We start from the raw sequence: 22,183 nt of genomic DNA, 5'->3' as shown, positions 1-22,183 counted from the left end.
TTAGTACGGCGCGGGCTTTTTCCGGCGCGGGTTGGCCGGGGCGAATGGATTGGGGTCGATGGACAAGACGAAGGCTGGCAGTACGCCAATCGCGCTGCGCGTGCTGAAAGAGCTGGTGTTGCCGCTGGCCGGCGGCGTCGCCTACGGCGCGGTCGTCGCCCAGGCAAAGCAGATGCCGCTCGACGGCGTGACGGCGGGCGGCGTGGCGTTCTTCTGCATCCTGGCCGCGCAGGGCCTGGTGCTGCGCGCCACTCGGACGGCCCGGCGCGAGCAGACCGCGCCGGCGGCAGTCAGCGCACTGGCTCCCGAGCCGCTCAAGCTGCCTCCCCCCGAGAAAGCGCCGGAGAAGGAACCGGAGCCCGCGCCCGTGCTCATCGCTACACCGACGGTCGAGCCCATCGTCGAGCCCGCCGCCAAGCCGGTCGAGGAGCCGGCCTCTGTGCCCGTTCCAGCGCTCGTCCCTGAGCCTGCCGCGAAGCCCGCCCCGAAGCCCGCCAACGATTTCGTCAGCATCCGGGTCGGGATCGAGGAACTGAAGGAGCAAGGGGCTCTGCCCGAACCCGAGCCGGAAAAGCCGGAGGACGGCCAGCGCCCCCTCTTCCGCAACCTCGCCCACGCCCCGACCAAGCGAACCCCCGTGGAAGCGCTGGCGCCGAAGCAGCTCCTCGACCTCAAGATGCCCTACCAGGCCGTGCTGAACGCCGCCGTGAACTTCGAACGCGAGGTCAAGCGTCACGCCGACATGGCCGACGACCGCACCGTCCCGCTCGAAAGCCTGTTCGAGGAGCCGCGCCTCAACCTGTCGAAGGACCGGCTCCGCCAGCTCGATACGCTGCGCCGCATCCGCAACAACATCCTCCACGGCTTCGAAACCCTGGTCGATCCCGTCGAAGCCGCCGCCCTTGTCGCCGCTTTCGACCGCGCCGCGTCATGGTTCGATCCCGCCAGTATTGAGCCGGAGAAGGCTGCGACAACCGAACCGGAGAAGCCGCCCAAGGACGAGTCGGAGAAGGCCGCCACGGACGAGCCGGAGAAGCCCACCCAGGACGAGTCCGAGAAACCCGCTACGGACGTGTCAGAGAAGCCCAGCCAGGACGAGTCAGAGAGGCTCGCCAAGGACGGGCCGGAAGGCTCAGCCAAGGGCGAACCCGAGAAAGAGGCTGACGCCGCGAAGAGCTGAGCCGAGAGTTTGCGAGGGCGAACCGGGGGACTAAACTCCCACCCATGAACCCCGACCAGCTCAAGACCTTCATCGGCAGCTTCTGGGACGACCAGATCCTGCCCTCGCTCACCGAGTACATCCGCATCCCCAACAAGTCGCCATCCTTTGATCCGAAGTGGGAGGAGAACGGCTACATGGAGCAGGCGGTCACGCTTATGACCGACTGGGCGCGGCCGCACGTCGCCGCCTTCGCGGGCGCGACGATGGACGTGGTGCGCCTGCCCGGCCGCACGCCGCTGATCTTCATCGAGATCCCTGGTACCGATGGGGGCGACGCCAACGGCGACACCGTCCTGCTCTACGGCCATCTCGACAAGCAGCCCGAGATGAAGGGCTGGGCCGAGGGCATGGGGCCGTGGATCCCGGTGCGCAAGGACGACAAGCTCTATGGCCGCGGCGGCGCCGACGACGGCTACGCGATCTATGCCTGCTTCGCGGCTTTGCTCGCACTGCAGGAGCAGAAGGTGCCGCGCGCCCGCTGCGTCATCATGATCGAGGGCTGCGAGGAATCCGGCAGCTACGACCTGCCCTTCTATGTCGACCACCTGCTCGAGCGGATCGGCGACCCGTCGCTGGTCGTCTGCCTCGATTCGGGCTGCGGCGACTGGGACCGGATGTGGCTCACGACGTCATTGCGCGGCATCGCGGCCGGCACGCTCAAGGTGCGTGTGCTGAACGAGGGCGTGCATTCGGGCGACGCGTCGGGGATCGTGCCCTCGTCGTTCCGCATCACGCGCGCGCTGCTCACGCGGCTGGAGGACGAGGCGACCGGCGAGATGAAGCTGCCGGAGCTGTTCGTGCAGATCCCGCCGCAGCGCATCGCGCAGGCCTCGGAAGCCGCGCGCGTGCTGGGCGAGGAGGTCTATCGCAAGTTCCCCTTCGCCGGCGCGACCAAGCCGATGGTCGAGGATCTCGGCCAGATGGTGCTGAACCGCACCTGGCGGCCGCAGCTCGCGACCGTTGGCATGGCGGGCTATCCCGAGCCGGTCGATGCCGGCAACGTGCTGCTGCCCTACACCGAGGCCAAGATCAGCGTGCGCACGCCGCCGACGCTCGACGCCAAGGAGGCCGTGAAGGCCATGAAGAAGGCGCTGGAATCCGATCCGCCCTACGGCGCCACCGTCGAGTTCGACGCGGGCGAAGGCGGCCAGAGCGGCTGGCACGCGCCGCCGCTGGCGCCGTGGCTGGAGAAGGCCGTGACCGACGCCTCGCAGGAAGCGTTCGGCCAGCCGGTCGCCTACATGGGCGAAGGCGGCACGATCCCGTTCATGGGCATGCTGGGCGACAAGTTCCCCAGGACGCAGTTCGTGATCACCGGCGTGCTCGGGCCCCATTCGAATGCCCATGGACCGAACGAGTTCCTGCACATTCCGACGGGCAAGAAGGTGACGGTCGCGACGGCGCTGATGATCGCGGCGCATTACGAGCGGAAGAAGTAGCCTTTCTTCCTCCTCTCCCCCGCTAGGGGGAGAGGCTGGGTGAGGGGGCGATGCACCTCCTGTAACCCCCTCACCTAACCTCTCCCCCTATCGGGGGAGAGGAACTCGATTCACGAATTCAACTCCTCGCGCAGCATCTCGAGTTCGAGCCATTCGCTTTCGGCGGCGTCGATCTCGGCTTGGGCGGTGCCGATGCGTGTCGTCTTGCTCTGGAAGCTCTTGGGATCGCGGCGGTAGAGGTCGGGATCGGCGAGCGCCTGCTGCAACGTGGCGATCTCGGCCTGCAGGGCCTCGATCTTCTTCGGCAGCTCGACCAGAGCACGTTCGCGCTTGTAGCCGAGGCGCGCCTTGCCCTGCCCCGCGGCCTTCGGCGCGGGCGCCTTTTCCTTCGCGCGTGACGGGGTCACGCCCGTTGGCTCGACCCGCGGGCCACGCTGGGCCACGTAGTCGCTGTAGCCGCCGGCATATTCGGTCGCCGTGCCGTCGCCTTCGAGCACGATGGTCGAGGTCACGAGCCGGTCGAGGAAGTCGCGGTCGTGGCTCACCAGCAGGACGGTGCCGTCGTAATCGTCGAGCGCTTCCTGCAGGAGGTCGAGCGTGTCGGCGTCGAGATCGTTGGTCGGCTCGTCGAGCACGATCATGTTCGAAGGCGCGGCCAGCGCCTTGGCCAGCAGCAGGCGGTTGCGCTCGCCGCCCGAGAGCGTGCGCACCGGCTGGCGCGCCTGCTCGTCGCGGAACAGATATTCGCGCAGGTAGGTCATCACATGCGTGAGATGGCCGCGCACCAGCACATGGTCGTTGCGATCGGCCAGCGTCTCCCACGGCGTCTTGTCGGGATCGAGGCCGATGCGGCGCTGGTCGATCACCACCGGCATCAGGTTCGATCCCAGCTTCACCGTACCGCTGTCGGGCTCGAGCTCGCCCATCAGCATCTTGAGCAGGGTCGTCTTGCCGGCGCCGTTGGGTCCGATCAGGCCGATGCGGTTCTTGCGAAAGATACGCGTCGAGAAATCATCGACGATGGTCTTGTCGCCCCAGCGCTTGGTGATGTTGCGCGCGGTGACGACCAGCGCGCCCGAGGCCTCGGCGCTGCCGGCCTCGATGGTGGCGCGGCCGACCGGGCCGATCTGCTGGCGGCGCTGCTGGCGGAGCGCGGCGAGCGCGCGCAGGCGGCCCTCGTTGCGGGTGCGGCGGGCGCGGATCGACTTGCCAGCCCATTCGGTCTCACGCTCGATCAGCCGGTCGAGCTTGTGCCGCTCCGTCGCCTCGCGTTCGAGGATGTCGTTCGACCAAGTCTCGAACTCGCCATAGCCCTTGTCGAGGCGGCGCACGATGCCGCGGTCGAGCCACAGCACGGCGCGCGACAGGTTGGTGAGGAAGCGGCGGTCATGGCTCACCAGCACATAGGCGCCGCGCCACTTCGAGAGCTTCTCTTCCAGCCACTCGATGGTCGGCAGGTCGAGATGGTTGGTCGGCTCGTCGAGCAGCATGACGTCGGGCTCGCCGATCAGCACGCGCGCCAGCGCCGCGCGGCGCGCCTCGCCGCCCGACAGGCTCGTCGGATCGCGCGGGCCGTCGAGCTTCATGTCTTCGAGGATGGCGGCGACGCGGTAATCGTCCGGCCCCAGCGAGTCGGTGAGCGCCGTGCCGACATAGTCGGCGACCGTGGCGTGGCCGGCGAAATCCGGTTCCTGCGGCAGGGTGGCGACGGTGGCGCCGGGCTGGGCGAAGCGTGTTCCGGAATCGGCGATCGGCGCGCCCGCGAGGATGCGCAGCAGGGTCGACTTGCCCGCACCGTTGCGGCCGACCAGCGACAGGCGTTCGCCCGGCGCGATACCGAGATCGACGCCGGCCAGGATGGTCTGGTCGCCGAGATGGAAGCGGATGTCGCTGAGCGCAAGGAGGGGGGGATCGGCCATGGAGCGCGCTGTATTGGCCGAAGCCGTTCCGGTCGGCAAGGGCGGAAGCCGAATCGTCCCGGTCTTCCCGCGCGCGGCGTGCGCCCTGACGGGGCGCACAGGCGGCATTTGACGCGTCGTACGGTGCCCTGCATGAAGGCCGTCTCATGGTGATGGGCCTCACAACGGGACTTTGGGTCAGCGCGCAAATACGCCTGTGCGACCGCGCGTTCATTCCGGCGGCCGTCGTGCGGCGTGGCGATCCCGATGTCGGCACCGTGCTGCTGAAGATCAATCGCTTCGAGGCCGGCGTGACCGTCTTCACCCAGACCAGCACGCTCGACGACGAACCGTCGTGGAGCCGCGGGACCGGCCCCGCGCCTGTCACCGAGCCCGAAGCCGACGCCTACATCGCCCGCCAGGTCAGCCGCGACCCCGACCTCTGGGTCCTCGAGATCGAGGACCGCAAGGGCGAATACAAGATCAACGGCAAGATCGTTTAGGCCCTCAAGCTTCTTCCCCATTCAAATGGGGAAGTGTCCCCGTCTTACGGGGGCGATGGGGTCATAGGCGTCAATGCGACGATGACCCCTCCGTCGGCGACTACGCCGACACCTCCCCATCTGAATGGGGAGGAGTGTTATTGAGCGCCCAGCACCGTCGTCGGGTCGATGGTCTTGCCGGCGCGGCGGACCTCGAAGTGGAGCTGCGGCTCGGGCGTGCCGCCCGAATTGCCGACCTTGGCGATGGTCTGGCCGCGCTTCACCGTGTCGCCCTTCTTCACCAGCAGCTCTTCGTTGTTGCCGTAGGCCGTGATGTAGCCGCCGGGATGCTCGATCAGCAGCAGGTTGCCCATCTTGGCCACCTCGCCGCCGGCATAGACGACCTTGCCGCCCTCGGCGGCCTTCACCGGCGTGCCCTTGGCGGCGGCGATGTTGATGCCGTCGTTCTTCTGGCCACCCGAGGTGCCGTAGGGCGAGACGATCTTGCCGTTCACCGGCCAGCTCATCCGGGGCGGCGGCGGCGTAGCCGCCACGGAGACCGATTTGCCGGCCAGCGGCGTCGGCTCGCCGGCGGGCGCGGCCGAACGCGGCGCCTCACCCGACGAGGCGCCGGGCGGCGGCGCGAGGCCCTCGCGCTTCACCGAGGAGGGTGCATTGGGATTGGCGGCAGCGGTCTGCTGGGGCGCCTCGCCGTAAGTGTCCTGCACGAAGCGTGCGCCCGGCATGGCAAGCGACTGGCCGGGCTTGATCGTGTAGGGCGCCTTCAGATTGTTGCGGTCGATGATGGTCTGCGACGAGACGCCGTAGCGGCGCGAGATGCTCTCGACCGTGTCCTTGTCCTTAACGACATAGACGGGAACGGCGTTGGGGCCAGCGCCGGAGCCGGGATATTCCATGGTGCCCTCGCGGGCACCCATGACGGTGTTGCAGGCGCCGAGCGCGACCGACAGCACCGCCATTGTACCCAGCGTGTGCATCCGGCCGGCCCATCGCGAGGGGAAGCGAGGGGCTCTTTTCATGCTTCCATACTACTGCATTGGGATTCCGGCGGGAATAGGTGGCTCCGGTGGTCGTTCGTTCTTCGACGCTCCCGGACATTGCCCAGGGCAATGTCCTGCCGCTCCTCGCTGAGCTTCGCTCAGCCCTGTCCAAGGACCGGCAGCGGGCCGGCGACCAGCGGTACGAACCGCACCGGCATCAGCGTGTCGCGCTGCAGGCCGCTCTCGTTCTTCACGATGCGCTCGACGACCTGCGAGGTCGGATCGCGGCCCACGGGCACGATCAGGATGCCGCCAACGGCGAGCTGGTCGATCAGCGCCTGCGGGCGTTCCTCGGCAGCGGCGGTGACGATGATGCGGTCGAACGGCGCCTGGCCCGGCCAGCCCTTGCTGCCGTCGTTGATGTCGACCACCACGTTGTAGATGCCGAGGTCGAGCAGAAGGCGCTCGGCGGCCTTGGAGAGCGGCTTGAAGCGCTCGACCGAATAGACGCGGCGCGCGAGCTTCGCCAGCACCGCCGCCTGGTAGCCCGAGCCGGTGCCGATCTCCAGCACCTTCATGCGCGGGCCGACCCGCAGCGCCTCGGTCATGGCGGCGACCACCAGCGGCTGGCTGATCGTCTGGCCGAAGGCGATGGGAAGCGCGGTGTTCTCCCAGGCGCGCTCGGCGAAGGTCTGCGTGACGAAGCGCTCGCGGTCGACCGAGGCGATGGCGGCCAGCACGTTCTCGTCCGAAATGCCCGAATTGCGCAGCTCGGCGATCAGGCGCTGCATGGCGGGGACGTTCACGCGGGCCCGCCCCTAGTCGAGGTCGACGGGCGCCGCCTCGAACTCCGCCACGAGCTTGCGGCGCATGCTCTCGTGGGTCAGGTCGAGGTGCAGCGGGGTCACGGAGATGTGGCCCGAGCGGACGGCGGCGATGTCGCTCGCCGCGTCGATCTCGCTCTCCTGCGGCGCGTAGCCGATCCAGTAATAGGTCCCGCCGCGCGGATCCTTGCGCTCGACGATGTGGCCGCCGAAGCCACGCGTGCCGGTGTACGTGACCCGCACGCCCTTCACCGAGCCCGCGACCACGTCGGGGAAGTTGATGTTGACCAGCACGTTGCGCGGCCAGTCGAGCGCCAGCACGCGGCGCGCAACGGCAGCGCCATGGGCGGTGGCGGTGCCCCACTTCACCGGGTGTTCGTGCATATAGGCCTGGCTGAAGGCGATCGACGGGATCCCCAGCAGGCAGCCTTCCATGGCGGCCGCAATGGTCCCCGAATAGGTCACGTCGTCGGCGATGTTGGTGCCCCGGTTGACGCCCGACAGGACGAGGTCGGGCTTGCGGTCCTTCATCAGGTGCTTGACGGCGAACAGCACGCAGTCGGTCGGCGTGCCGTCGATGGCGAACTTGCCCTCGCTGACCTCGCGCGCGCGGATCGGGCGCGACAGCGACAGCGAGTGGCCGGCACCGCTCTGATTGACCTCGGGCGCCACGATCCAGACGTCGCTCGAAAGTTGCGTGGCGATTTCGACCAGGGCTTCGAGCCCCGGCGCGTGGATGCCGTCGTCGTTGGTGACGAGGATGCGCGCCTTGGCGAGGTTGACGACCTTCATTTCTTCGCAGGCACGGCAGGGGGCGCGGGGATCAGTTCGAGTCCGCCCATGTAGGGACGCAGCGCCTCGGGCACCGTCACCGAACCGTCCTCGTTCTGGTAGTTCTCCAGCACCGCGACCAGCGTGCGGCCGACCGCGAGGGCGGAGCCGTTCAGCGTGTTGAGGAAGCGCGTCCCCTTGCCTTCCTTCGGCCGGTAGCGCGCATTCATGCGGCGGGCCTGGAAGTCGCCCATGTTCGAGCAGCTCGAAATCTCGCGATAGGCGTCCTGGCCCGGGAGCCAGACCTCGATGTCGTAGGTCTTGCGCGAGCCAAAGCCCATGTCGCCGCCGCACAGAACGACCGTGCGGTAGGCAAGGCCGAGGCGCTTCAGCACCTCCTCCGCGCACGCCGTCATGCGCTCGTGCTCGGCGGCCGACTGCTCGGGCGTGGTGATGCTCACCAGCTCGACCTTGGGGAACTGGTGCTGGCGGATCATGCCGCGCGTGTCCTTGCCGGCGGAGCCCGCCTCGGAGCGGAAGCACGGCGTGAACGCCGTGAAGCGTAGCGGCAGTTCCTTCTCGTCCAGCACCATGTCGTTCACCAGGTTGGTGAGCGAGACCTCGGCCGTCGGGATCAGCCAGAAGCCGTTGTCGGTGCGAAACATGTCCTCGGCGAACTTCGGCAGCTGGCCGACGCCATAGACGGCCGCGTCCTTCACCAGCAGCGGCGGGTTGACCTCGGTATAGCCGCCCTCGACCGTGTGCAGATCGAGCATGAACTGCGCCAGCGCGCGCTCCAGCCGCGCAAGATGCGCCTTCAGCACCACGAACCGGGAGCCGGAGATCTTCACGGCGGCGGCGAAATCCATCTCGCCGGTGGCCTCGCCCAGCGCCACATGGTCCTTCGGCGGGAAGCTGAAGTTGCGCTGGTTGCCCTCGCGGCGGATCTCGACATTGCCGGTCTCGTCGGCGCCCTCGGGCACGTCGTCGAACGGCAGGTTCGGCACCACTTCGAGCCGGATCCGCAGTTCCTCGTCGAGACGGCTGGCCTCGTGCTCGCCGTCCTTCAGGCTCTGTTCGAGCGCGGCGACCTCGGCCATCAGCGCATCGGCGTTCTCGCCCTTGCGCTTGGCCATGCCGATCTGCTGGCTGAGCGCCTTGCGCTTCGCCTGGATGGCCTCGCTCTCGGAGATGGCCGCGCGGCGGCGCTTGTCGATCTCCAGGATCTCGGCCGACAGCGGCGCCAGGCCCCGCTTCTTCAGGCCGGCGTCGAAAGCCTCGGGCGTCTCGCGGATGAACCGGATGTCATGCATGGCTAGCTGCCGGATCCGTCGCCGGCCTTGGCGGCTTCCTCGGCTTTCTGCTCAGCCTCTTCGGCCGCCTTGTCCGCGGCAGCCCGCTTCCGCTCGATCACGCCGCCGATCAGGATGGAGATCTCGTAGAAGGCCATCAGCGGGATCGCGAGCGCGATCTGGCTGACGACATCGGGCGGCGCCAGGACGGCGGCGATGATGAAGGCCACGACGACGGCGTAGCGGCGCTTCGACCTCAGCCCCTCCGAGCTGGTAATGCCGACCTGGATCAGCAGGGTCAGCAGGACCGGGACCTCGAAGGCGAAGCCGAAGGCGAAGACGAGCTGCAGGATGCGTTCGAGATAGTCCGACGACCGCAGCGTCTTCTCGATGTCGGGCGGCGCGTACTGCCCCAGCATGAAATTGATCACGTACGGCAGCACGATGTAATACATCAGCGCGCAGCCGGCATAGAACATGAACGGCGTGGCGACGAGAAACGGGATGAAGGCGCGCTTCTCGTGGCGATAGAGCCCCGGCGCCACGAACAGCCAGATCTGCACCGCGATCAACGGAAAGCCTACGATCAGCGCCACGAACGCCGACAGCTTCACCGTGACGAAGAAGAACTCGAAGATGTCGAGGACGACGACCTTGTAGCCGTCAGCCAGCGCCGGCTGGATCAGGAACGAGAAGAGCGGCTTGGCGAAGTAGAAGGTGACGAAGAAGACGGCGAAGAAGCAGACCAGCGCATAGATCAGGCGCTTGCGCAGCTCGACCAGGTGATCGAGCAGCGGCATCGGTTTGTCGTCTTCAGGTCCGTCGTGCGCCTGGGTCACGGAAGGGCTCGCAGATTGGGAGCCGCGTTATGCCGCCCTTTGGTGCGCAATTCAAAGCGCAAGTTGGCGCTAGCCGACCGCGACGGCCTTGGCCGGCTTCTCATCGGCTGCAGGCACCGCAGGTTCGCTGGCCGAAGGCGCCGGTTCGGCGGCTGGTGCAGCCTCCGCGGTCACTGCGGCGGTTGCGGTCTCGAGGGCCGGCTCGGCCGCGATCTGGGGCGCGGATTCCGGCTCGACCAGCGGATTGTCGATCTGGGCCTTGGCCTCGGCCATGGCCTTCTCGCCCTCGGCCATGCCCTCCTGCAGCGCACTCTTGATCTCCCGGGTGGGATCGAGCGCCTGCAGGTCGAGACCCTGGCTGCCGGTGAGCTGCTTCTTCACGTCGTCGATGTCAGCCTGCCGCACCATTTCGTCGACATGGCCGCGGAATTCCGAAGCCATGCCGCGCATCTGGGCCATCCACTTGCCCCAGCTGCGCAGCATGCCGGGCAGTTCCTTCGGGCCGATGACGACGAGCGCCACGACCGCGATGACCAGAAGTTCCGGACTATCGATGCCAAACATGGCCGTTCAGGCCCTCACAGCGCCGCTTTAGACCTTGGCGGCACTGTCCTGATGGTGAACCGTGCCACCCGGCGGCGTGGTCGTCGCCTGAGCCGAGATCGGCTTGGCGGTGTCGCCCGGCTGCGTGCCCGGCTGAGCCTGCGGCGGAGTCTCTTCCTGCGCGCCCCCGACGCCCTTCTTGAAGGCCGAGAGGCCCTTGCCGAAGTCGCCCATGAGCTGCGAGACCTTGCCGCGACCGCCGAACAGCAGCAGCACGACGGCCAGCACGATCAGCCAGTGCCATACGCTGAAGCTACCCATTTCAAAATGCTCCCAAGTCGATTTTCAATCGGCGTGTCGAATAACGAATGCCGATTATGGCATCCGCTGCGAAGCCACGGCAACCGCCCGAATAAGGTGGTTCTGGGGCGTCAGCGCGCCTGCCCCCCGGCTTTCTCCTCGACGGCGAGAGGCTCGTCGGGCTCGTCCTCCGTCGGCTCGAGCGGCAGATCGGCCTCATCCGGCCTGAATATCGGGGGTTGGGCGCGCGCATCCAGGAGGCCCGCGGCCTTCAGTTCTTCCTGGCCCGGCAGGTCGTCGAGGCTCGGCAGGCCGAAATGCTCGAGAAAGAAATCGGTCGTACCCCAGGTCACCGGCTTGCCGGGCGCGCGCCGGCGGCCCATCGGCTTGATCCAGTTCTGCTCGAACAGCAGGTCCAGCGTGCCCTTGCTGAGGCCGACACCGCGGACCTGCTCGATTTCCGCGCGCGTCACCGGCTGGTGGTAGGCGATGATGGCCAGCGTCTCGACCGAGGCCCGCGACAGTTTGCGCGTCACCGGCCGCTCGATCTTGAGCTTCTCCGAAAGGTCCGGCGCCGTGCGGAAGGCGTAGCCGCCCGCCACCTTCACCAGGTTCACGCCACGGCCGGCATACATCTCGGCGAGGTCGGCCACGAGGCGCTTCACGTCGGCATCGTTGGGCAGGCGCTCGGCCAGCTCCTTCTCGTCCAGCGCCTGGGTACCGGCGAAGACCAGGGCCTCGAGCAGGCGCAGATGCTGGGCATGGTCGGGTGACACGACGTCAGTAACAACCGGTCCGGCGGCAGCGGCAACCGCGGTCGCCACAGCGGCAGCGGTCGCGACAGCGGCAGCGGTCGCGACAGCCACCGCTTCTTCGGACACGGCTTCGACGAGTGCCTCTTCGGTCGAGGCTTCCGCCGCGGGCTCGTCGGCTAGGGCTGCCTTTGCAGGCTGCTCGTCCTCATCGCCATCCTCGCCGTCCACATCCTCGTCGTCGCCATCGTCCTCGTCGGCGTCGTCGTCATCCTTGTCTTCGTCGGCGTCATCGTCGTCCGACTCGTCGTCTTCTTCGTCCTCGTCCTCGTCCTCGTCTTCATCGTCGCCGTCTTCATCATCCGAATCGTCATCGTCATCATCTTCGGAATCGTCATCCGACTCGTCGTCGTCCTCATCATCATCCTCGGCCTTCTCCTTGCCGGCGGCACGCTGGCGGACGAGTTCGAGCGCTTCGGGCTCTTCGACGGTCGGAGTGGCGTTTTCGATGTCTGACATGTCGGGGACCGTCACTGCTGGTCGGTACGTTTACGCAGATGGATGGGGCCGAAGCGTTCGGTCTGGCGCAACTCGATCTGGCCATCCTTGGCGAGCTGCAGGCCGGCGACGAAGGTCGCGGCGATCGCCGAGCGGCGGCGCGCCGGATCGGTGAGGCCGGCCGGCAGGAAAGCTTCGAGCGACTGCCAGTCGATGGCGATGCCCAGCATCCGACCGAGCCGTTCCGCCGCCTCCTCGACCGAGAAGAACTGCATCGGCTCGATCTGGTAGGTATCGGCATCCTTCGGCCGGACCTGCGAGCCGTAGGCGCTCAGCAGGTCGTAGAGCTTCACGTCCCAGATCGCACGGCGCACCACGACGATGCCCTCGGGCTGGCCACGCGCGAAGATGTCCCGGCCGAGCTGCGGCCGCGCCATCAGGCGGGCGCCGGCCTCCTGCATCGCCTCGAGGCGGCGCAGCTGCCATTGCAGCGCGTCGGCCATCTCCTGGCCCGACGGCTCCTCGCCGGCCGGTGGCTCCGGCAGCAGCAGGCGCGACTTCAGGTAGGCGAGCCAGGCCGCCATGACGAGATAGTCGGCCGCCAGCTCCAGCCGCATGCGCCGCGCCTGGTGGATGTGGGAGAGGTACTGATCGACCAGCGCCACCATCGAGATCTTGCGCAGGTCGACCTTCTGGTCGCGTGCCAAGGTCAGCAGCAGGTCGAGCGGGCCTTCGAAGCCTTCGAGGTTGACGATCAGCTCGCCCTCGCCCGGCGCGATGACGTCCGGGCCACCCGCGCCGAACGTGTCGGCGACGGCGGGCGCGGGCGCGTCCTCAGGTGGCGGGCTGGCGGAATCGGTCATGCAGTCCCGGTTTAGTCAGCGAAAGCGCCTGCCGCCACAGGATTTGGTAGCGCCTTATCCCCATTCCGGGAGGAGTTCGGCGACCCGCCGCGCCGCATCGGCCAAGCCCCTGCCGCCGGCAGGGGCACGATGCCGCGCCAGAAAGGAGCGGCCGGCCTGGAACCGACGGCCGGCGGCCTCGGTCATGGGGCCGGTGCGGCCCACGATCTCGACCATTTCCGGCATCTTGCCGTTACAGTGGAGAGCGACGTCGCAGCCGGCCGCCAGCGCCCGGGCCGCGCGATCGCCCAAGGAGCCGCCCAGCGCCTGCATCGAAAGGTCATCCGACAGCAGCAGCCCATCGAAGCCGATATGGGTGCGGATCACGTCCTGTACGGCACCCGCCGATACCGTGATGCACTCTTTCGGATCGATCGCCTCGAACAGGAGGTGCCCCGTCATCGCCCAGGGCAGGTCCGAGAGCAGCTGGAACGGCACGAAGTCGGTGCGCTCCAGCTCGGCGCGCGAGGCCGTCACGGTCGGCAATGCCTCGTGACTGTCGACCGTCGCACGGCCGTGGCCGGGAATATGCTTGATGACCGGCATTACCCCTTCGGCCAGCAGGCCCTCGGCCGCCGCGCGGCCCAGCGCCGCCACCGGCTCGGGCCGATCGGCATAGGCCCGGTCGCCGATCACGGCATGGGTCTCGGGAAAGGCGATGTCGAGCACGGGCAGGCAATCCACGTCGCAGCCGATCGAGGCCACGTCGGCCGCCAGCAGGCGTGAGTTGAGCCTGGTGGCTTCCAGCCCCTGCTCCGGGTTGCGGGCGTAGAGGTCGCCCAGCAGGCGGGCCGGAGGCGCCTTGCGCCAGTTCGGGGGACGCAGGCGCGCGACCCTGCCGCCTTCCTGGTCGATCAGGACCGGTGCATCGGATCGCGCTACGCAGGACCGCAGATCGTCGACCAGCCGCCGTGCGCGCTCGACCGTGTCGATGTTGCGCGCGAACAGGATGAAACCCAGCGGATCGGCGTCGCGGAAGAACGCACGCTCCTCCGTCGTGAGGTCCGGCCCGGCGCAGCCCAGGATAAGCGCGCGGGGCCTGCTCATCTGGAAAATGTCCCGTAGTCACTTTCCTCCCCATTCAAATGGGGAGGTGGCGGCGAAGCCGACGGAGGGGTCATGAGGCTGTCGTTCATTCTCCGACGCTCCCGGACATCGCAAGGCGATGTCCTGCCACTCGGACGGCCGAGCCTTGCTCGGCCGATGACCCCATCGCCCGGTATGACGTGGCACTTCCCCATCTGAATGGGGAAGAGATCGGTTCCGAATTCCGACGCTTCGAGACACATCGGAAAGCCCCTAGCGGGCGGGTGGGACCGAGACGCAGTCGGCCTTGCGGGCCTTCAGCGAGGCACAGACCGAATGGGCCTGCTTCTCGTCGAGCGGTCCGGCCTGCACTCGATACCAGACGCCACGGTCGCCGAGATCGACCCGGACCGCCTGCATGCGCAGGCTCGAAAGCTCGCCACCATGCGCGCTCTGCAGCCGCGCCCAGGTCGACTTGGCGATGTCCTCGCTCTTCACCGAGGCGACCTGGATGCGCCAGCCGCCGGTCGGGCCGGACATGTTCTCGATCAGGCTCGCTATGCTGGGGCCGCTCTCGGTCGCGGCCGGCGTGTTGGTTGCGGGCTGTACGTTGGGCGGATTGGCCGGCACCTTCGGTTCAGCGCCGGCAGGCGGCGGCGTGCCGGCGGCCGTCGAGGCGGGTTGCAGCGGCGTCGGCGTCTTGCCGGCCTCCGTCTCCCTCGGGCGCGCGGCCGGCAGCGGCAAGCCGTTCGGCGGCAGCTTGGGCGTCACAGCCATCGGCAGCAGCTTCTCGGGCTGCGCCGGTACGGCCCCGGGGGAGATCCGGTTGAAGACTTCCTTGTCCTGGTTCGGCGGCACGAGTCCGCCGGCATTCTCGGGCTTCACGCGGGCGGGCGTGGTCGGCGCCTGCACCACCAGCGGCTCCAGCCCCTTGCCGCCGGCCTTGACGTCCTGGTTGTGCGCCCACCAGACGACCGAACCGAAGCTCGCAACGGCGGCGACCGACACCATCACCGTGAGGATCTGGCCGCGGCGTCTGTTGACCCGCATGAGCAGCGAGTCCCGGGGAGGCGGGGGAATTGAATCGGGTTCATGCGCGACGGGCCGAGGCGGAGGATCGAGCCGCACAGCTACCGACTCGTTGGGCCGGTAGATCGTTGGTCCGTCGCCGGAGGGGGACCGGCGAACATGCATTTTTTATCTCATTTCCTCGACGGGTGTTACGCCGAAGACCTTTAATCCCGATCCTATCACAAAACCGATTCCCTGTACCAATGCCAGACGCGCCCGCGTGAGATCGGAGTCGCCTTCGATCACGAAGCGCAGGCCCGGCTCCTCCCGTCCCCGGTTCCAGTGGGAGTGGAAGGCGGCTGCCAGGTCATAGAGATAGAAGGCGATGCGATGGGGCTCGTGCGCCACCGCCGCCGCCTCGACCTGACGGGGCCACTGGGCGATCATCCGGATCAGCGCGAGCTCGCCCACGTCGGAGAGGCGGTCGAGCGGCGCACTGTCGAGACCGTCTATCGCAATGCCCGCGGCCGTCGCCTGGCGCATCACGGAACGGGTCCGCGCGTGGCCATACTGGACATACCAGACAGGGTTGTCGCGTGACTGTTCGGTGGCCTTCACGAGGTCGAAGTCGAACGGCGCGTCGTTCTTGCGCGTGAGCATGGTGAAGCGCACGACGTCCGGCCCGACCTCGTCGAGAAGGTCGCGCAGCGTGACGAAGGTGCCGGCGCGCTTGGACATGCGCACCAGCTCGCCGTTGCGCATCACGCGCACGAGCTGGCAGAGCTTGACGTCGAGTTCGCCCTGCTTGGCGGTGATGGCGCTCACCGCCGCCTTCATGCGCTTGACGTAGCCGCCATGGTCGGCGCCCCACACGTCGATCATGTCGGCGAAGCCGCGGCGATACTTGTCGTGGTGGTAAGCGATGTCGTTGGCGAAGTAGGTCCAGCTGCCGTCCGACTTCTTGAGCGGCCGGTCGACCTCGTCGCCGAACTGGGTCGCGCGGAACAGGGTCTGCTCGCGGTCCTCCCAATCGTCGGGCAGCTGGCCCTTCGGCGGCTCCAGCCGGCCCTGGTAGATCAGGCCCTGGCGCGTGAGCTCCCCGAAGGCACTATCGACGGCGCCGCTCTCGACCAGCGCGCGCTCCGACGAGAAGACGTCGATATGAACGCCCAGCGTTTCGAGGTCGGCCTTGATCTCGGCCATGAGGGTGGCGATGGCGAAGGCCCGCATCTCGGGCAGCCAGTCGGCTTCCGGCTTGCCGATCCAGCGGGCACCGTCGCGCTTGGCGATCGAGGCGCCGACGTCCTTGAGATACTCGCCGGGGTAGAGGCCCTCGGGGATCGACTCGACCGTCTCGCCCAGCGCCTCGCGGTAGCGCAGGTAGGTCGACTGTCCGAGCTTGTCGACCTGGGCGCCCGCGTCGTTGATGTAGTATTCCTTGGTGACGTCGTAGCCCGCCTTGTGCAGCAGGTTCGACAGGGCATCGCCCACGATGGCGCCGCGCGCGTGCGCCACGTGCAGCGGGCCGGTCGGGTTGGCCGAGACATACTCGACGTTCACCTTGGCGCCCTTGCCCATGCTGGAATCGCCATAGGCGGTGCCGGCCTTCAGGCAATCGCCGAGGCGCGCGCGCCAGAACCCGTCGGCGATCTTCAGGTTGAGGAAGCCCGGCCCTGCCACGGCGCCATCGACCACGTCGGGATTGGCCTTGAGGCGGGCGAGCAGAGGCTCGGCGATGTCGCGCGGCTTCTTGCCCGCCGCCTTGGACAGCACCATCGCGGCGTTGGTCGCGATGTCGCCATGCGCGGCATCGCGCGGCGGCTCGGCCGTGATGGCGGAAAAATCGAGCTTTTCGGGCAATTCCCCCGCGGCCTGCATGGACTGGAGGGCCGCGACGATCTCGCCGATGAAATGACGGTAGGGATTCATGGGCCGGGTATTGCCGAATCCGTGCCTTTTGTCATCCGACCCACGATATCGGTTTTCCGTCGTCTCGACCGGAGCCGCGCGCAGCGCGGCGAAGCGGAGAGACCTTTTTCCTCGATTTGACGGCCTTCGGCCGAAAAGAGGTCTCTCCACGCCGCGCCTTCGGCGCTCCGATCGAGACGACGGGAATCTTGATCAGGAATACAGGTCGAACAGACGCCGGTGTTCGTCCAGGGCGTAGCGGTCGGTCATGCCGGCGATGTAGTCGGCGACCACGCGGGCCCGGGAATGGGACCCGGCCTGCTCGGCCTTCTCGCGCCAGGGCGAGGGCAGGCAATTGGGCTCGGCGAACAGTAGATTGAACAGGTCGACCACGACGCGACGCGCCTTGGAGTGCGACCGATTCAGCCTCCAGTGCTCGTACATGCGCGTATAGAGGAAGCGCTTCACGGTCTTCTCGGTCGCCGTCATCGCCTCCGAGAAAGCGACCACCGGACGGCCGAGCGCACGGATGTCGGCGACCGACGCGGGCGCGGCCTCCTTCAGTCGGCGGCGCGTCTCGGCCACGACGTCCTCGACCATGGCGTTGATCACGCGGCGCACCGCCTCGTGGATCAACCGCGGCTGCTCGATGCCGGGATACTTGGTCGTCACCAGCGCGAACATCTCGCCGACCAGCGGCAGGTCGAGCAGGTCCTTCACCTCGAACAGGCCGGCCCGCAGCCCGTCGTCGATATCGTGGTTGTTGTAGGCGATGTCGTCGCTCAGCGCCGCCACCTGCGCCTCGGGGCCGGCATGGCCGTCGAGTTCGAGGTCGTGGTCCTTGCAGTATTCGACGATGGCGGCCGGCAGGTCGGCCAGCGTCCGGCCCGGCTTCAGCAGCGGGCCATTGTGCTTCACCGCGCCTTCGAGCGTCTCCCAGGTGAGGTTCAGCCCGTTGAATTCGGCATAGCGGTCCTCGAGCTTGGTGAGGATCCGCAGCGTCTGGGCGTTATGGTCGAAGCCGGCATAAGGCAGCATGACGCCATGCAGCGCCTCCTCGCCGGCATGGCCGAACGGCGTGTGACCGAGATCGTGGGCCAGCGCCACGGCCTCGCCGAGATCCTCGTCGAGACGCAGCGTCCGGCAGATCGTGCGCGTGATCTGGGCAACCTCGAGCGAATGGGTGAGGCGCGTCCGGTAGTGGTCGCCCTCGTGATAGACGAAGACCTGGGTCTTGTGCTTCAGGCGCCGGAACGCCGCGGAGTGGATGATGCGGTCGCGGTCACGCTGGAACGGGCTGCGGCTCGGCGACTCGGCCTCGCGATGGTAGCGGCCCTTGCTCCGCCACGGCAGCGTCGCATAGGGCGCCAGCGCCTCGTGTCGCCACAACTCCTCGGCCAAACGCGGGTCCTCCTGCAGGGCCGCGTTCTACGCCGTCCGGAGCGCGATGGCTACTTGACCAGGGTTACGGGCACCGACGTATGCGCGATCACGTCCTGTGCGACCGAGCCCATCAATACGCCGGCCAGGCCGGTATGGCCGCGCGTGCCCAGCACCACGAGGCCCGCGCCCACCTTCTTCACGAAATCGGCGACGATCTCGCCCTGGCGGCCGACGCCGATATGGGTCTTCGGCGTCACCCCGGCCTTGCCGGTCAGCGCCACCGCGGACGCAAGCGCCTTCTGGCCTTCGTCGCGGTGGTGGGACTCGATCTGCTCACGCGAGACGAACGTCGCGACCGCACCGCCAAGGCTCGGTTGCACGTTGAGCAGATGCAGTTCGGCGGCGCAGCCCGTGGCGACCATGTCGAGGGCGTGCTGAACGGCGCGGTCGGAGCAGGCCGAACCGTCGACCGCGACGAGGATGGCGTTGATCTTGTGCATGATCGCTACTCCTTGCCCTTGTCGGTCGCGAGATCCACCGGATCGTGCGCCTTGTGCTTCTGCTTCGCCCGGTGCTGGAGGAAGTATCCGACCGCGACGACCAGGACGGCACAGCCGACCTCGAGGATCGTCTTGGCATGCGGCGTGATGGCGGTGAGCTTGGCGGCATAGCCCGGATCGGTGGCCAGCACCTCGCCCGCGATCCAGCCCAGCAGCGCGCCGCCGGCGACGACAATGATCGGGAAGCGGTTGAGCAGGGCCATGATCAGCGTGGCGCCGAACACGATCAGCGGGATGGAGATGATGAGGCCCAGCACCATCAGCGTGGTGTCGCCCTTGGCGGCGGCGGCGATGGCGATGGCATTGTCGAGGCTCATCACGGCGTCGGCGATGATGATGGTGCGGATGGCCGAGCTCAGCGAGCTGGCCGCCTTGACGCCGTCCTCGCCCTCTTCCTCGCCCTGCACCAGCTTGACGCCGATCCACAGCAGCAGCATGCCGCCCACGAGCTTCAGGAAGGGAACCGACAACAGGTAGTCGACGATCAGGACGAAGAGGATACGGAGCAGGATGGCGCCGCCGCTGCCGATGATGATGGCCGGGCGCTGGTGCTTCTTCTCCAGGTTCCGGCAGGCCAGCGCGATGACGAGCGCGTTGTCGCCCGACAGGATGATGTTCACCAGAATGATCTGGGTCAGGCCGCTCCAGAAAGCGGGCGTCAGCTCAAATCCCATATGCAGCGGTCCCCGTACGGTTTTCCTGTGCCCTGTTTCCCAGCGGCCTGCGCTTCTATGCTTCGGCCGAAGGTGTTAGTGCAGCCCTCCCGAAGGGGCAAGCCAAACCGGACAGGATCCAGGGACGAAATCGCATGGCGGGAAGCGCAGGCTACAACAGGATGTTCCCCGTCTCATGGACGGAACTGCACCGCGACGCCCGGGCGCTGGCCTGGCGGCTGGCCGACCTGGGGCCTTTCAAAGGGCTGGTCGCGATCACCCGTGGCGGGTTGGTCCCCGCCGCCATCGTGGCACGCGAACTGAATCTTCGCCTGATCGACACGGTGTGCTGCTCGACCTACGACCGCATGGAGCGCGGTGCCAAGGTCGAATTGCTGAAAGGTACTTCCGCCGAGCAGGACAAGGGTGCCGGCTGGCTGATCATCGACGACCTCGTTGACACAGGCGTCACCGCCCGCGCCGTCCGGGCCATGCTGCCCGAGGCGCATTTCGCCACAGTCTATGCAAAACCCGCCGGCCGGCCGGTGGTCGACAGCTACGTCACCGAAGTCAGCCAGGATACCTGGATCCTGTTCCCCTGGGACCAGGAGGCCGTCATGGCCAAGACCGTCATCGAACTGAAGGGCGACGCCAAGTGAGGCACCTCATTCGCATAGCAATCGGAGTCGTCCTGGACTGCGGGCCAGCAAGGATCCCTCGCTACGCTCGGGATGACACGATGCGCCTAGCGGACGCCACGCCAAGGGCCCGCTTGCAATGACTCACCCTCCTCACATCCCCACCGGTGTCATCCCGAGCGTAGCGAGGGATCCTTCCTGCACCGTACGCCCCACAGGAGCCACCCCATGAAGTGCTACGTCATCCCCGCCCCCAAGGGCATCGACTCGCTGACCCTGGTCGAGCGGGCGGACCCGACGCCCGGCCCACGCCAGGTCCTCGTCCGGGTCAAGGCGACCTCGCTCAACTACCGCGACCTGCTCACCATCGAGGCACAGTATGCGCGGTCGGCACCCAAGCCCGACCTGATCCCGCTGTCGGACGGCGCCGGCGAGGTGGTCGCGATCGGTCCGGGCGTCAGCCGGGTCAAGGTCGGCGACCGTGTCGCCGGCTGCTTCATGCAGCGCTGGTTCGGTGGCGCCATCAGCGAGAGCGCGATGCCTTCGGCGATGGGTGGCGCGATCGACGGCGTGCTGACCGAGCTGGCGGTGCTGGAAGAAGAAGGCGTCGTGAAGCTGCCGGCCCATCTCAGCTATGAGGAGGGCGCCACCCTTCCCTGCGCCGCCGTGACGGCGTGGAACGCACTGGTCGAGATCGGCCATATCAAGGCAGGCGACGTGGTGCAGATCCAGGGCACCGGCGGCGTCTCGATCTTCGCGCTGCAGTTCGCCCGGATGTTCGGCGCCCGCGTGATCGGCACCTCCAGCTCCGCCGCCAAGGCCGAACGGCTGAAGCAGATGGGGGCCGAGGCGGTGGTCGACTACAGGGCGACGCCCGACTGGGACCAGGAAGCGCTCAAGCTGACCGGCGGCCGCGGTGCGGACATCACCGTCGAGGTCGGCGGCGCCGGCACCCTTCCCCGCTCCTTCATGGCGACGCGGCTCGGCGGCTCCATCGCGGTGATCGGTTTGCTGTCGGGCATGGCAACGCTCGATCCGATGCCGATCCTGCGCCGCAACCTCAAGGTCCAGGGTCTCTATGTCGGCAGCACGCAGATGTTCGAGGCGATGAACCGCGCCATCGAGGCGAATGGCCTCAAACCCGTCATCGACAAGGTGTTTCCTTTCGCCGAGGCGAAAGCGGCCTACCAGCATCTCAAGAGCCAGAAGCATTTCGGCAAGATCGTCATTTCACACTAGGAAGCAGATCCCACCATGATCAAGCGTCGTCTGTTCAGCGCCGGCCTGCTGGCCGCGCCCTTCGTGAAGCCCGCCTTCGCACAGAACACACAATCGGCCTGGCAACCCAGCGGCCCCATCAAGATGGTCGTGGCCTATCCGGCCGGCGGCCCGACCGACGTGATCGCCCGCATCGTCGCGGCCGACATATCGGGCCCGCTCGGCCAGCAGGTCGTGGTCGAGAACGTGTCCGGTGGCGCCGGCGCCATCGGCACGCGCGCTGTCGCCAAGGCGAAGCCCGACGGGCAGACGATCACCTTCGGCAACAACCAGACGCACGGCAACAACATGTTCATGCTGAAGGAGCCGGGCTACGACGCGGTGAAGGACTTCGCACCGCTGGCCGGCGCCGGCGCCTTCGAGCATGTCTTCGTCGTGCGCAACGACCTGCCGGTGAAGAACATCCAGGAGCTGATCGCGCTCGCGAAGTCCAAGCCCGGCGAGCTGAATTACGGTTCCACCGGCATCGGTTCGGGCTCGCACCTCTCGACCGAGCTGTTCATGGCCCGCACCGGCACCAAGATGACGCACGTCCCCTATCGCGGCGCCCCGCCGCTGGTGCAGGACCTGGTGGGCGGCCGCATCGACATCTCCAACTCGACGCTGCCCAGCGTGCTGGCGCAGATCAAGGCCGGCACCATCCGCGCGATCGCGATCGGCAGCGCCAAGCGCAATCCGCAGCTGCCCGACGTCCCGACGCTCGAGGAGCAGGGCGTGACCGGCGCCAACGCTTCCTCCTGGGCCGCCTTCTTCGCGCCGGCGGCGACGCCGCAACCCGCGCTCGACCGTCTGTCGGGCGAGATCATGAACAGCCTCAAGAAGCCCGAAGTCGTCGAGAAGATCGACAAGCTGGGCTTCACCGTCGAGCCGCGCGACCCGGTGCAGTTCAAGCCCTATCAGGAGCGGGAGATCGCGACCTGGGTGAAGATCGCCAAGGACGCCAAGATCGAACCGGGAGAATAG

The 22,183-nt window shown here is 67.6% G+C and carries 22 protein-coding genes; 6 read left to right on the top strand and 16 right to left on the bottom strand.

Annotation, left to right across the window (positions count from 1 at the left end):
• The first annotated feature begins 58 nt into the window (after nucleotides 1-58).
• Both KQ910_RS11800 and KQ910_RS11795 read left to right on the top strand, forming a co-directional pair.
• Entirely contained in the window at nucleotides 59-1,180 is a 1,122-nt protein-coding gene (locus tag KQ910_RS11800; protein WP_216959966.1) for a hypothetical protein, read from the top strand.
• A gap of 44 nt (nucleotides 1,181-1,224) precedes the next feature.
• Complete coding sequence (locus KQ910_RS11795; protein ID WP_216959963.1) at nucleotides 1,225-2,661, top strand: M20 family metallopeptidase; 1,437 nt, start codon at nucleotides 1,225-1,227, stop codon at nucleotides 2,659-2,661.
• Nucleotides 2,662-2,771: 110 nt separating this feature from the next.
• Here the strand turns inward: KQ910_RS11795 and KQ910_RS11790 are convergent, their stop codons facing one another.
• Nucleotides 2,772-4,580, bottom strand: a complete 1,809-nt coding sequence (locus KQ910_RS11790) for an ABC-F family ATP-binding cassette domain-containing protein (protein ID WP_216959960.1) — start codon at nucleotides 4,578-4,580, stop codon at nucleotides 2,772-2,774.
• Nucleotides 4,581-4,726: 146 nt separating this feature from the next.
• Between KQ910_RS11790 and KQ910_RS11785 the strand changes: the two genes are divergently transcribed.
• Nucleotides 4,727-5,062 (top strand): DUF1491 family protein, encoded by a 336-nt coding sequence (locus KQ910_RS11785; protein ID WP_216959957.1) that lies wholly within the window; start codon nucleotides 4,727-4,729, stop codon nucleotides 5,060-5,062.
• Between the two features lie 137 nt (nucleotides 5,063-5,199).
• Here the strand turns inward: KQ910_RS11785 and KQ910_RS11780 are convergent, their stop codons facing one another.
• The 15 genes from KQ910_RS11780 to KQ910_RS11710 all read right to left on the bottom strand — a co-directional run bounded on the left by KQ910_RS11780 (nucleotide 5,200) and on the right by KQ910_RS11710 (nucleotide 19,325).
• Nucleotides 5,200-6,081 (bottom strand): M23 family metallopeptidase, encoded by an 882-nt coding sequence (locus tag KQ910_RS11780; RefSeq protein ID WP_216959954.1) that lies wholly within the window; start codon nucleotides 6,079-6,081, stop codon nucleotides 5,200-5,202.
• A 119-nt stretch (nucleotides 6,082-6,200) separates the two neighbouring features.
• Nucleotides 6,201-6,848 carry a protein-L-isoaspartate(D-aspartate) O-methyltransferase gene (locus KQ910_RS11775; protein WP_439612018.1) on the bottom strand — a complete coding sequence of 216 codons (648 nt, stop codon included), beginning with the start codon at nucleotides 6,846-6,848 and terminating at the stop codon, nucleotides 6,201-6,203.
• Between the two features lie 12 nt (nucleotides 6,849-6,860).
• Nucleotides 6,861-7,658 carry a 5'/3'-nucleotidase SurE gene (gene surE / locus KQ910_RS11770; RefSeq protein ID WP_216959952.1) on the bottom strand — a complete coding sequence of 266 codons (798 nt, stop codon included), beginning with the start codon at nucleotides 7,656-7,658 and terminating at the stop codon, nucleotides 6,861-6,863.
• Nucleotides 7,655-8,950, bottom strand: a complete 1,296-nt coding sequence (serS, locus tag KQ910_RS11765; protein WP_216959949.1) for a serine--tRNA ligase — start codon at nucleotides 8,948-8,950, stop codon at nucleotides 7,655-7,657. Before serS ends, surE begins: the two co-directional genes overlap by 4 nt.
• A gap of 2 nt (nucleotides 8,951-8,952) precedes the next feature.
• The gene (gene tatC, locus KQ910_RS11760; RefSeq protein WP_369408328.1) at nucleotides 8,953-9,768 is read right to left on the bottom strand and encodes a twin-arginine translocase subunit TatC; all 816 of its coding nucleotides are present in this window, start codon (nucleotides 9,766-9,768) and stop codon (nucleotides 8,953-8,955) included.
• A 69-nt stretch (nucleotides 9,769-9,837) separates the two neighbouring features.
• A complete protein-coding gene (gene tatB / locus KQ910_RS11755) occupies nucleotides 9,838-10,332 on the bottom strand; it encodes a Sec-independent protein translocase protein TatB (RefSeq protein WP_216959946.1) in 495 nt (164 codons plus the stop codon).
• Between the two features lie 27 nt (nucleotides 10,333-10,359).
• A complete protein-coding gene (locus KQ910_RS11750) occupies nucleotides 10,360-10,632 on the bottom strand; it encodes a twin-arginine translocase TatA/TatE family subunit (RefSeq protein ID WP_216959944.1) in 273 nt (90 codons plus the stop codon).
• Nucleotides 10,633-10,742: 110 nt separating this feature from the next.
• Nucleotides 10,743-11,897, bottom strand: coding sequence for an SMC-Scp complex subunit ScpB (gene scpB, locus KQ910_RS11745; protein ID WP_369408327.1), 1,155 nt, complete (start codon nucleotides 11,895-11,897; stop codon nucleotides 10,743-10,745).
• On the bottom strand, nucleotides 11,894-12,724 hold the full coding sequence (locus tag KQ910_RS11740) for a segregation and condensation protein A (RefSeq protein ID WP_216959941.1): 831 nt from the start codon (nucleotides 12,722-12,724) through the stop codon (nucleotides 11,894-11,896). Before KQ910_RS11740 ends, scpB begins: the two co-directional genes overlap by 4 nt.
• Before the next feature lie 54 nt (nucleotides 12,725-12,778).
• Nucleotides 12,779-13,810, bottom strand: a complete 1,032-nt coding sequence (gene nagZ / locus KQ910_RS11735) for a beta-N-acetylhexosaminidase (protein WP_216959938.1) — start codon at nucleotides 13,808-13,810, stop codon at nucleotides 12,779-12,781.
• Nucleotides 13,811-14,062: 252 nt separating this feature from the next.
• Nucleotides 14,063-14,839, bottom strand: a complete 777-nt coding sequence (locus tag KQ910_RS11730) for an SPOR domain-containing protein (protein ID WP_216959935.1) — start codon at nucleotides 14,837-14,839, stop codon at nucleotides 14,063-14,065.
• A gap of 147 nt (nucleotides 14,840-14,986) precedes the next feature.
• Nucleotides 14,987-16,729, bottom strand: a complete 1,743-nt coding sequence (gene argS, locus KQ910_RS11725) for an arginine--tRNA ligase (RefSeq protein ID WP_216959932.1) — start codon at nucleotides 16,727-16,729, stop codon at nucleotides 14,987-14,989.
• Between the two features lie 192 nt (nucleotides 16,730-16,921).
• On the bottom strand, nucleotides 16,922-18,109 hold the full coding sequence (locus KQ910_RS11720; protein WP_216959929.1) for a deoxyguanosinetriphosphate triphosphohydrolase: 1,188 nt from the start codon (nucleotides 18,107-18,109) through the stop codon (nucleotides 16,922-16,924).
• Between the two features lie 50 nt (nucleotides 18,110-18,159).
• Complete coding sequence (locus tag KQ910_RS11715) at nucleotides 18,160-18,591, bottom strand: universal stress protein (protein ID WP_216959926.1); 432 nt, start codon at nucleotides 18,589-18,591, stop codon at nucleotides 18,160-18,162.
• Nucleotides 18,592-18,596: 5 nt separating this feature from the next.
• Entirely contained in the window at nucleotides 18,597-19,325 is a 729-nt protein-coding gene (locus KQ910_RS11710) for a TerC family protein (RefSeq protein WP_216959923.1), read from the bottom strand.
• Nucleotides 19,326-19,459: 134 nt separating this feature from the next.
• Here KQ910_RS11710 and gpt point away from each other — a divergent pair, with 134 nt between their 5' ends.
• The 3 genes from gpt (at nucleotide 19,460) to KQ910_RS11695 (ending at nucleotide 22,183) form a co-directional block, all read left to right on the top strand.
• Nucleotides 19,460-19,963 carry a xanthine phosphoribosyltransferase gene (gene gpt / locus KQ910_RS11705; RefSeq protein WP_216959921.1) on the top strand — a complete coding sequence of 168 codons (504 nt, stop codon included), beginning with the start codon at nucleotides 19,460-19,462 and terminating at the stop codon, nucleotides 19,961-19,963.
• A gap of 207 nt (nucleotides 19,964-20,170) precedes the next feature.
• The gene (locus KQ910_RS11700) at nucleotides 20,171-21,181 is read left to right on the top strand and encodes a zinc-dependent alcohol dehydrogenase family protein (RefSeq protein ID WP_216959919.1); all 1,011 of its coding nucleotides are present in this window, start codon (nucleotides 20,171-20,173) and stop codon (nucleotides 21,179-21,181) included.
• A gap of 15 nt (nucleotides 21,182-21,196) precedes the next feature.
• The gene (locus KQ910_RS11695; protein WP_216959914.1) at nucleotides 21,197-22,183 is read left to right on the top strand and encodes a Bug family tripartite tricarboxylate transporter substrate binding protein; all 987 of its coding nucleotides are present in this window, start codon (nucleotides 21,197-21,199) and stop codon (nucleotides 22,181-22,183) included.

The organism is Reyranella humidisoli, assembly GCF_019039055.1.
In the GTDB taxonomy this organism is placed as follows: Bacteria; Pseudomonadota; Alphaproteobacteria; order Reyranellales; family Reyranellaceae; genus Reyranella; species Reyranella humidisoli.
The sequence above is the reverse complement of the archived record's forward strand: the minus strand, read 5'-3'. Positions and strand labels throughout refer to the sequence as shown.

Bases quoted from the DNA above. Each gene is read 5' to 3' on its own strand.
- KQ910_RS11780 (WP_216959954.1), bottom strand. From the start codon at position 6,081: ATGAAAAGAGCCCCTCGCTTCCCCTCGCGATGGGCCGGCCGGATGCAC.
- KQ910_RS11695 (WP_216959914.1), top strand. From the start codon at position 21,197: ATGATCAAGCGTCGTCTGTTCAGCGCCGGCCTGCTGGCCGCGCCCTTC.
- surE (WP_216959952.1), bottom strand. From the start codon at position 7,658: ATGAAGGTCGTCAACCTCGCCAAGGCGCGCATCCTCGTCACCAACGAC.
- serS (WP_216959949.1), bottom strand. From the start codon at position 8,950: ATGCATGACATCCGGTTCATCCGCGAGACGCCCGAGGCTTTCGACGCC.
- KQ910_RS11700 (WP_216959919.1), top strand. From the start codon at position 20,171: ATGAAGTGCTACGTCATCCCCGCCCCCAAGGGCATCGACTCGCTGACC.
- KQ910_RS11795 (WP_216959963.1), top strand. From the start codon at position 1,225: ATGAACCCCGACCAGCTCAAGACCTTCATCGGCAGCTTCTGGGACGAC.
- KQ910_RS11730 (WP_216959935.1), bottom strand. From the start codon at position 14,839: ATGCGGGTCAACAGACGCCGCGGCCAGATCCTCACGGTGATGGTGTCG.
- KQ910_RS11750 (WP_216959944.1), bottom strand. From the start codon at position 10,632: ATGGGTAGCTTCAGCGTATGGCACTGGCTGATCGTGCTGGCCGTCGTG.
- KQ910_RS11790 (WP_216959960.1), bottom strand. From the start codon at position 4,580: ATGGCCGATCCCCCCCTCCTTGCGCTCAGCGACATCCGCTTCCATCTC.
- tatB (WP_216959946.1), bottom strand. From the start codon at position 10,332: ATGTTTGGCATCGATAGTCCGGAACTTCTGGTCATCGCGGTCGTGGCG.
- KQ910_RS11710 (WP_216959923.1), bottom strand. From the start codon at position 19,325: ATGGGATTTGAGCTGACGCCCGCTTTCTGGAGCGGCCTGACCCAGATC.
- KQ910_RS11800 (WP_216959966.1), top strand. From the start codon at position 59: ATGGACAAGACGAAGGCTGGCAGTACGCCAATCGCGCTGCGCGTGCTG.
- argS (WP_216959932.1), bottom strand. From the start codon at position 16,729: ATGAATCCCTACCGTCATTTCATCGGCGAGATCGTCGCGGCCCTCCAG.
- KQ910_RS11785 (WP_216959957.1), top strand. From the start codon at position 4,727: ATGGTGATGGGCCTCACAACGGGACTTTGGGTCAGCGCGCAAATACGC.
- gpt (WP_216959921.1), top strand. From the start codon at position 19,460: ATGGCGGGAAGCGCAGGCTACAACAGGATGTTCCCCGTCTCATGGACG.
- nagZ (WP_216959938.1), bottom strand. From the start codon at position 13,810: ATGAGCAGGCCCCGCGCGCTTATCCTGGGCTGCGCCGGGCCGGACCTC.
- KQ910_RS11740 (WP_216959941.1), bottom strand. From the start codon at position 12,724: ATGACCGATTCCGCCAGCCCGCCACCTGAGGACGCGCCCGCGCCCGCC.
- KQ910_RS11715 (WP_216959926.1), bottom strand. From the start codon at position 18,591: ATGCACAAGATCAACGCCATCCTCGTCGCGGTCGACGGTTCGGCCTGC.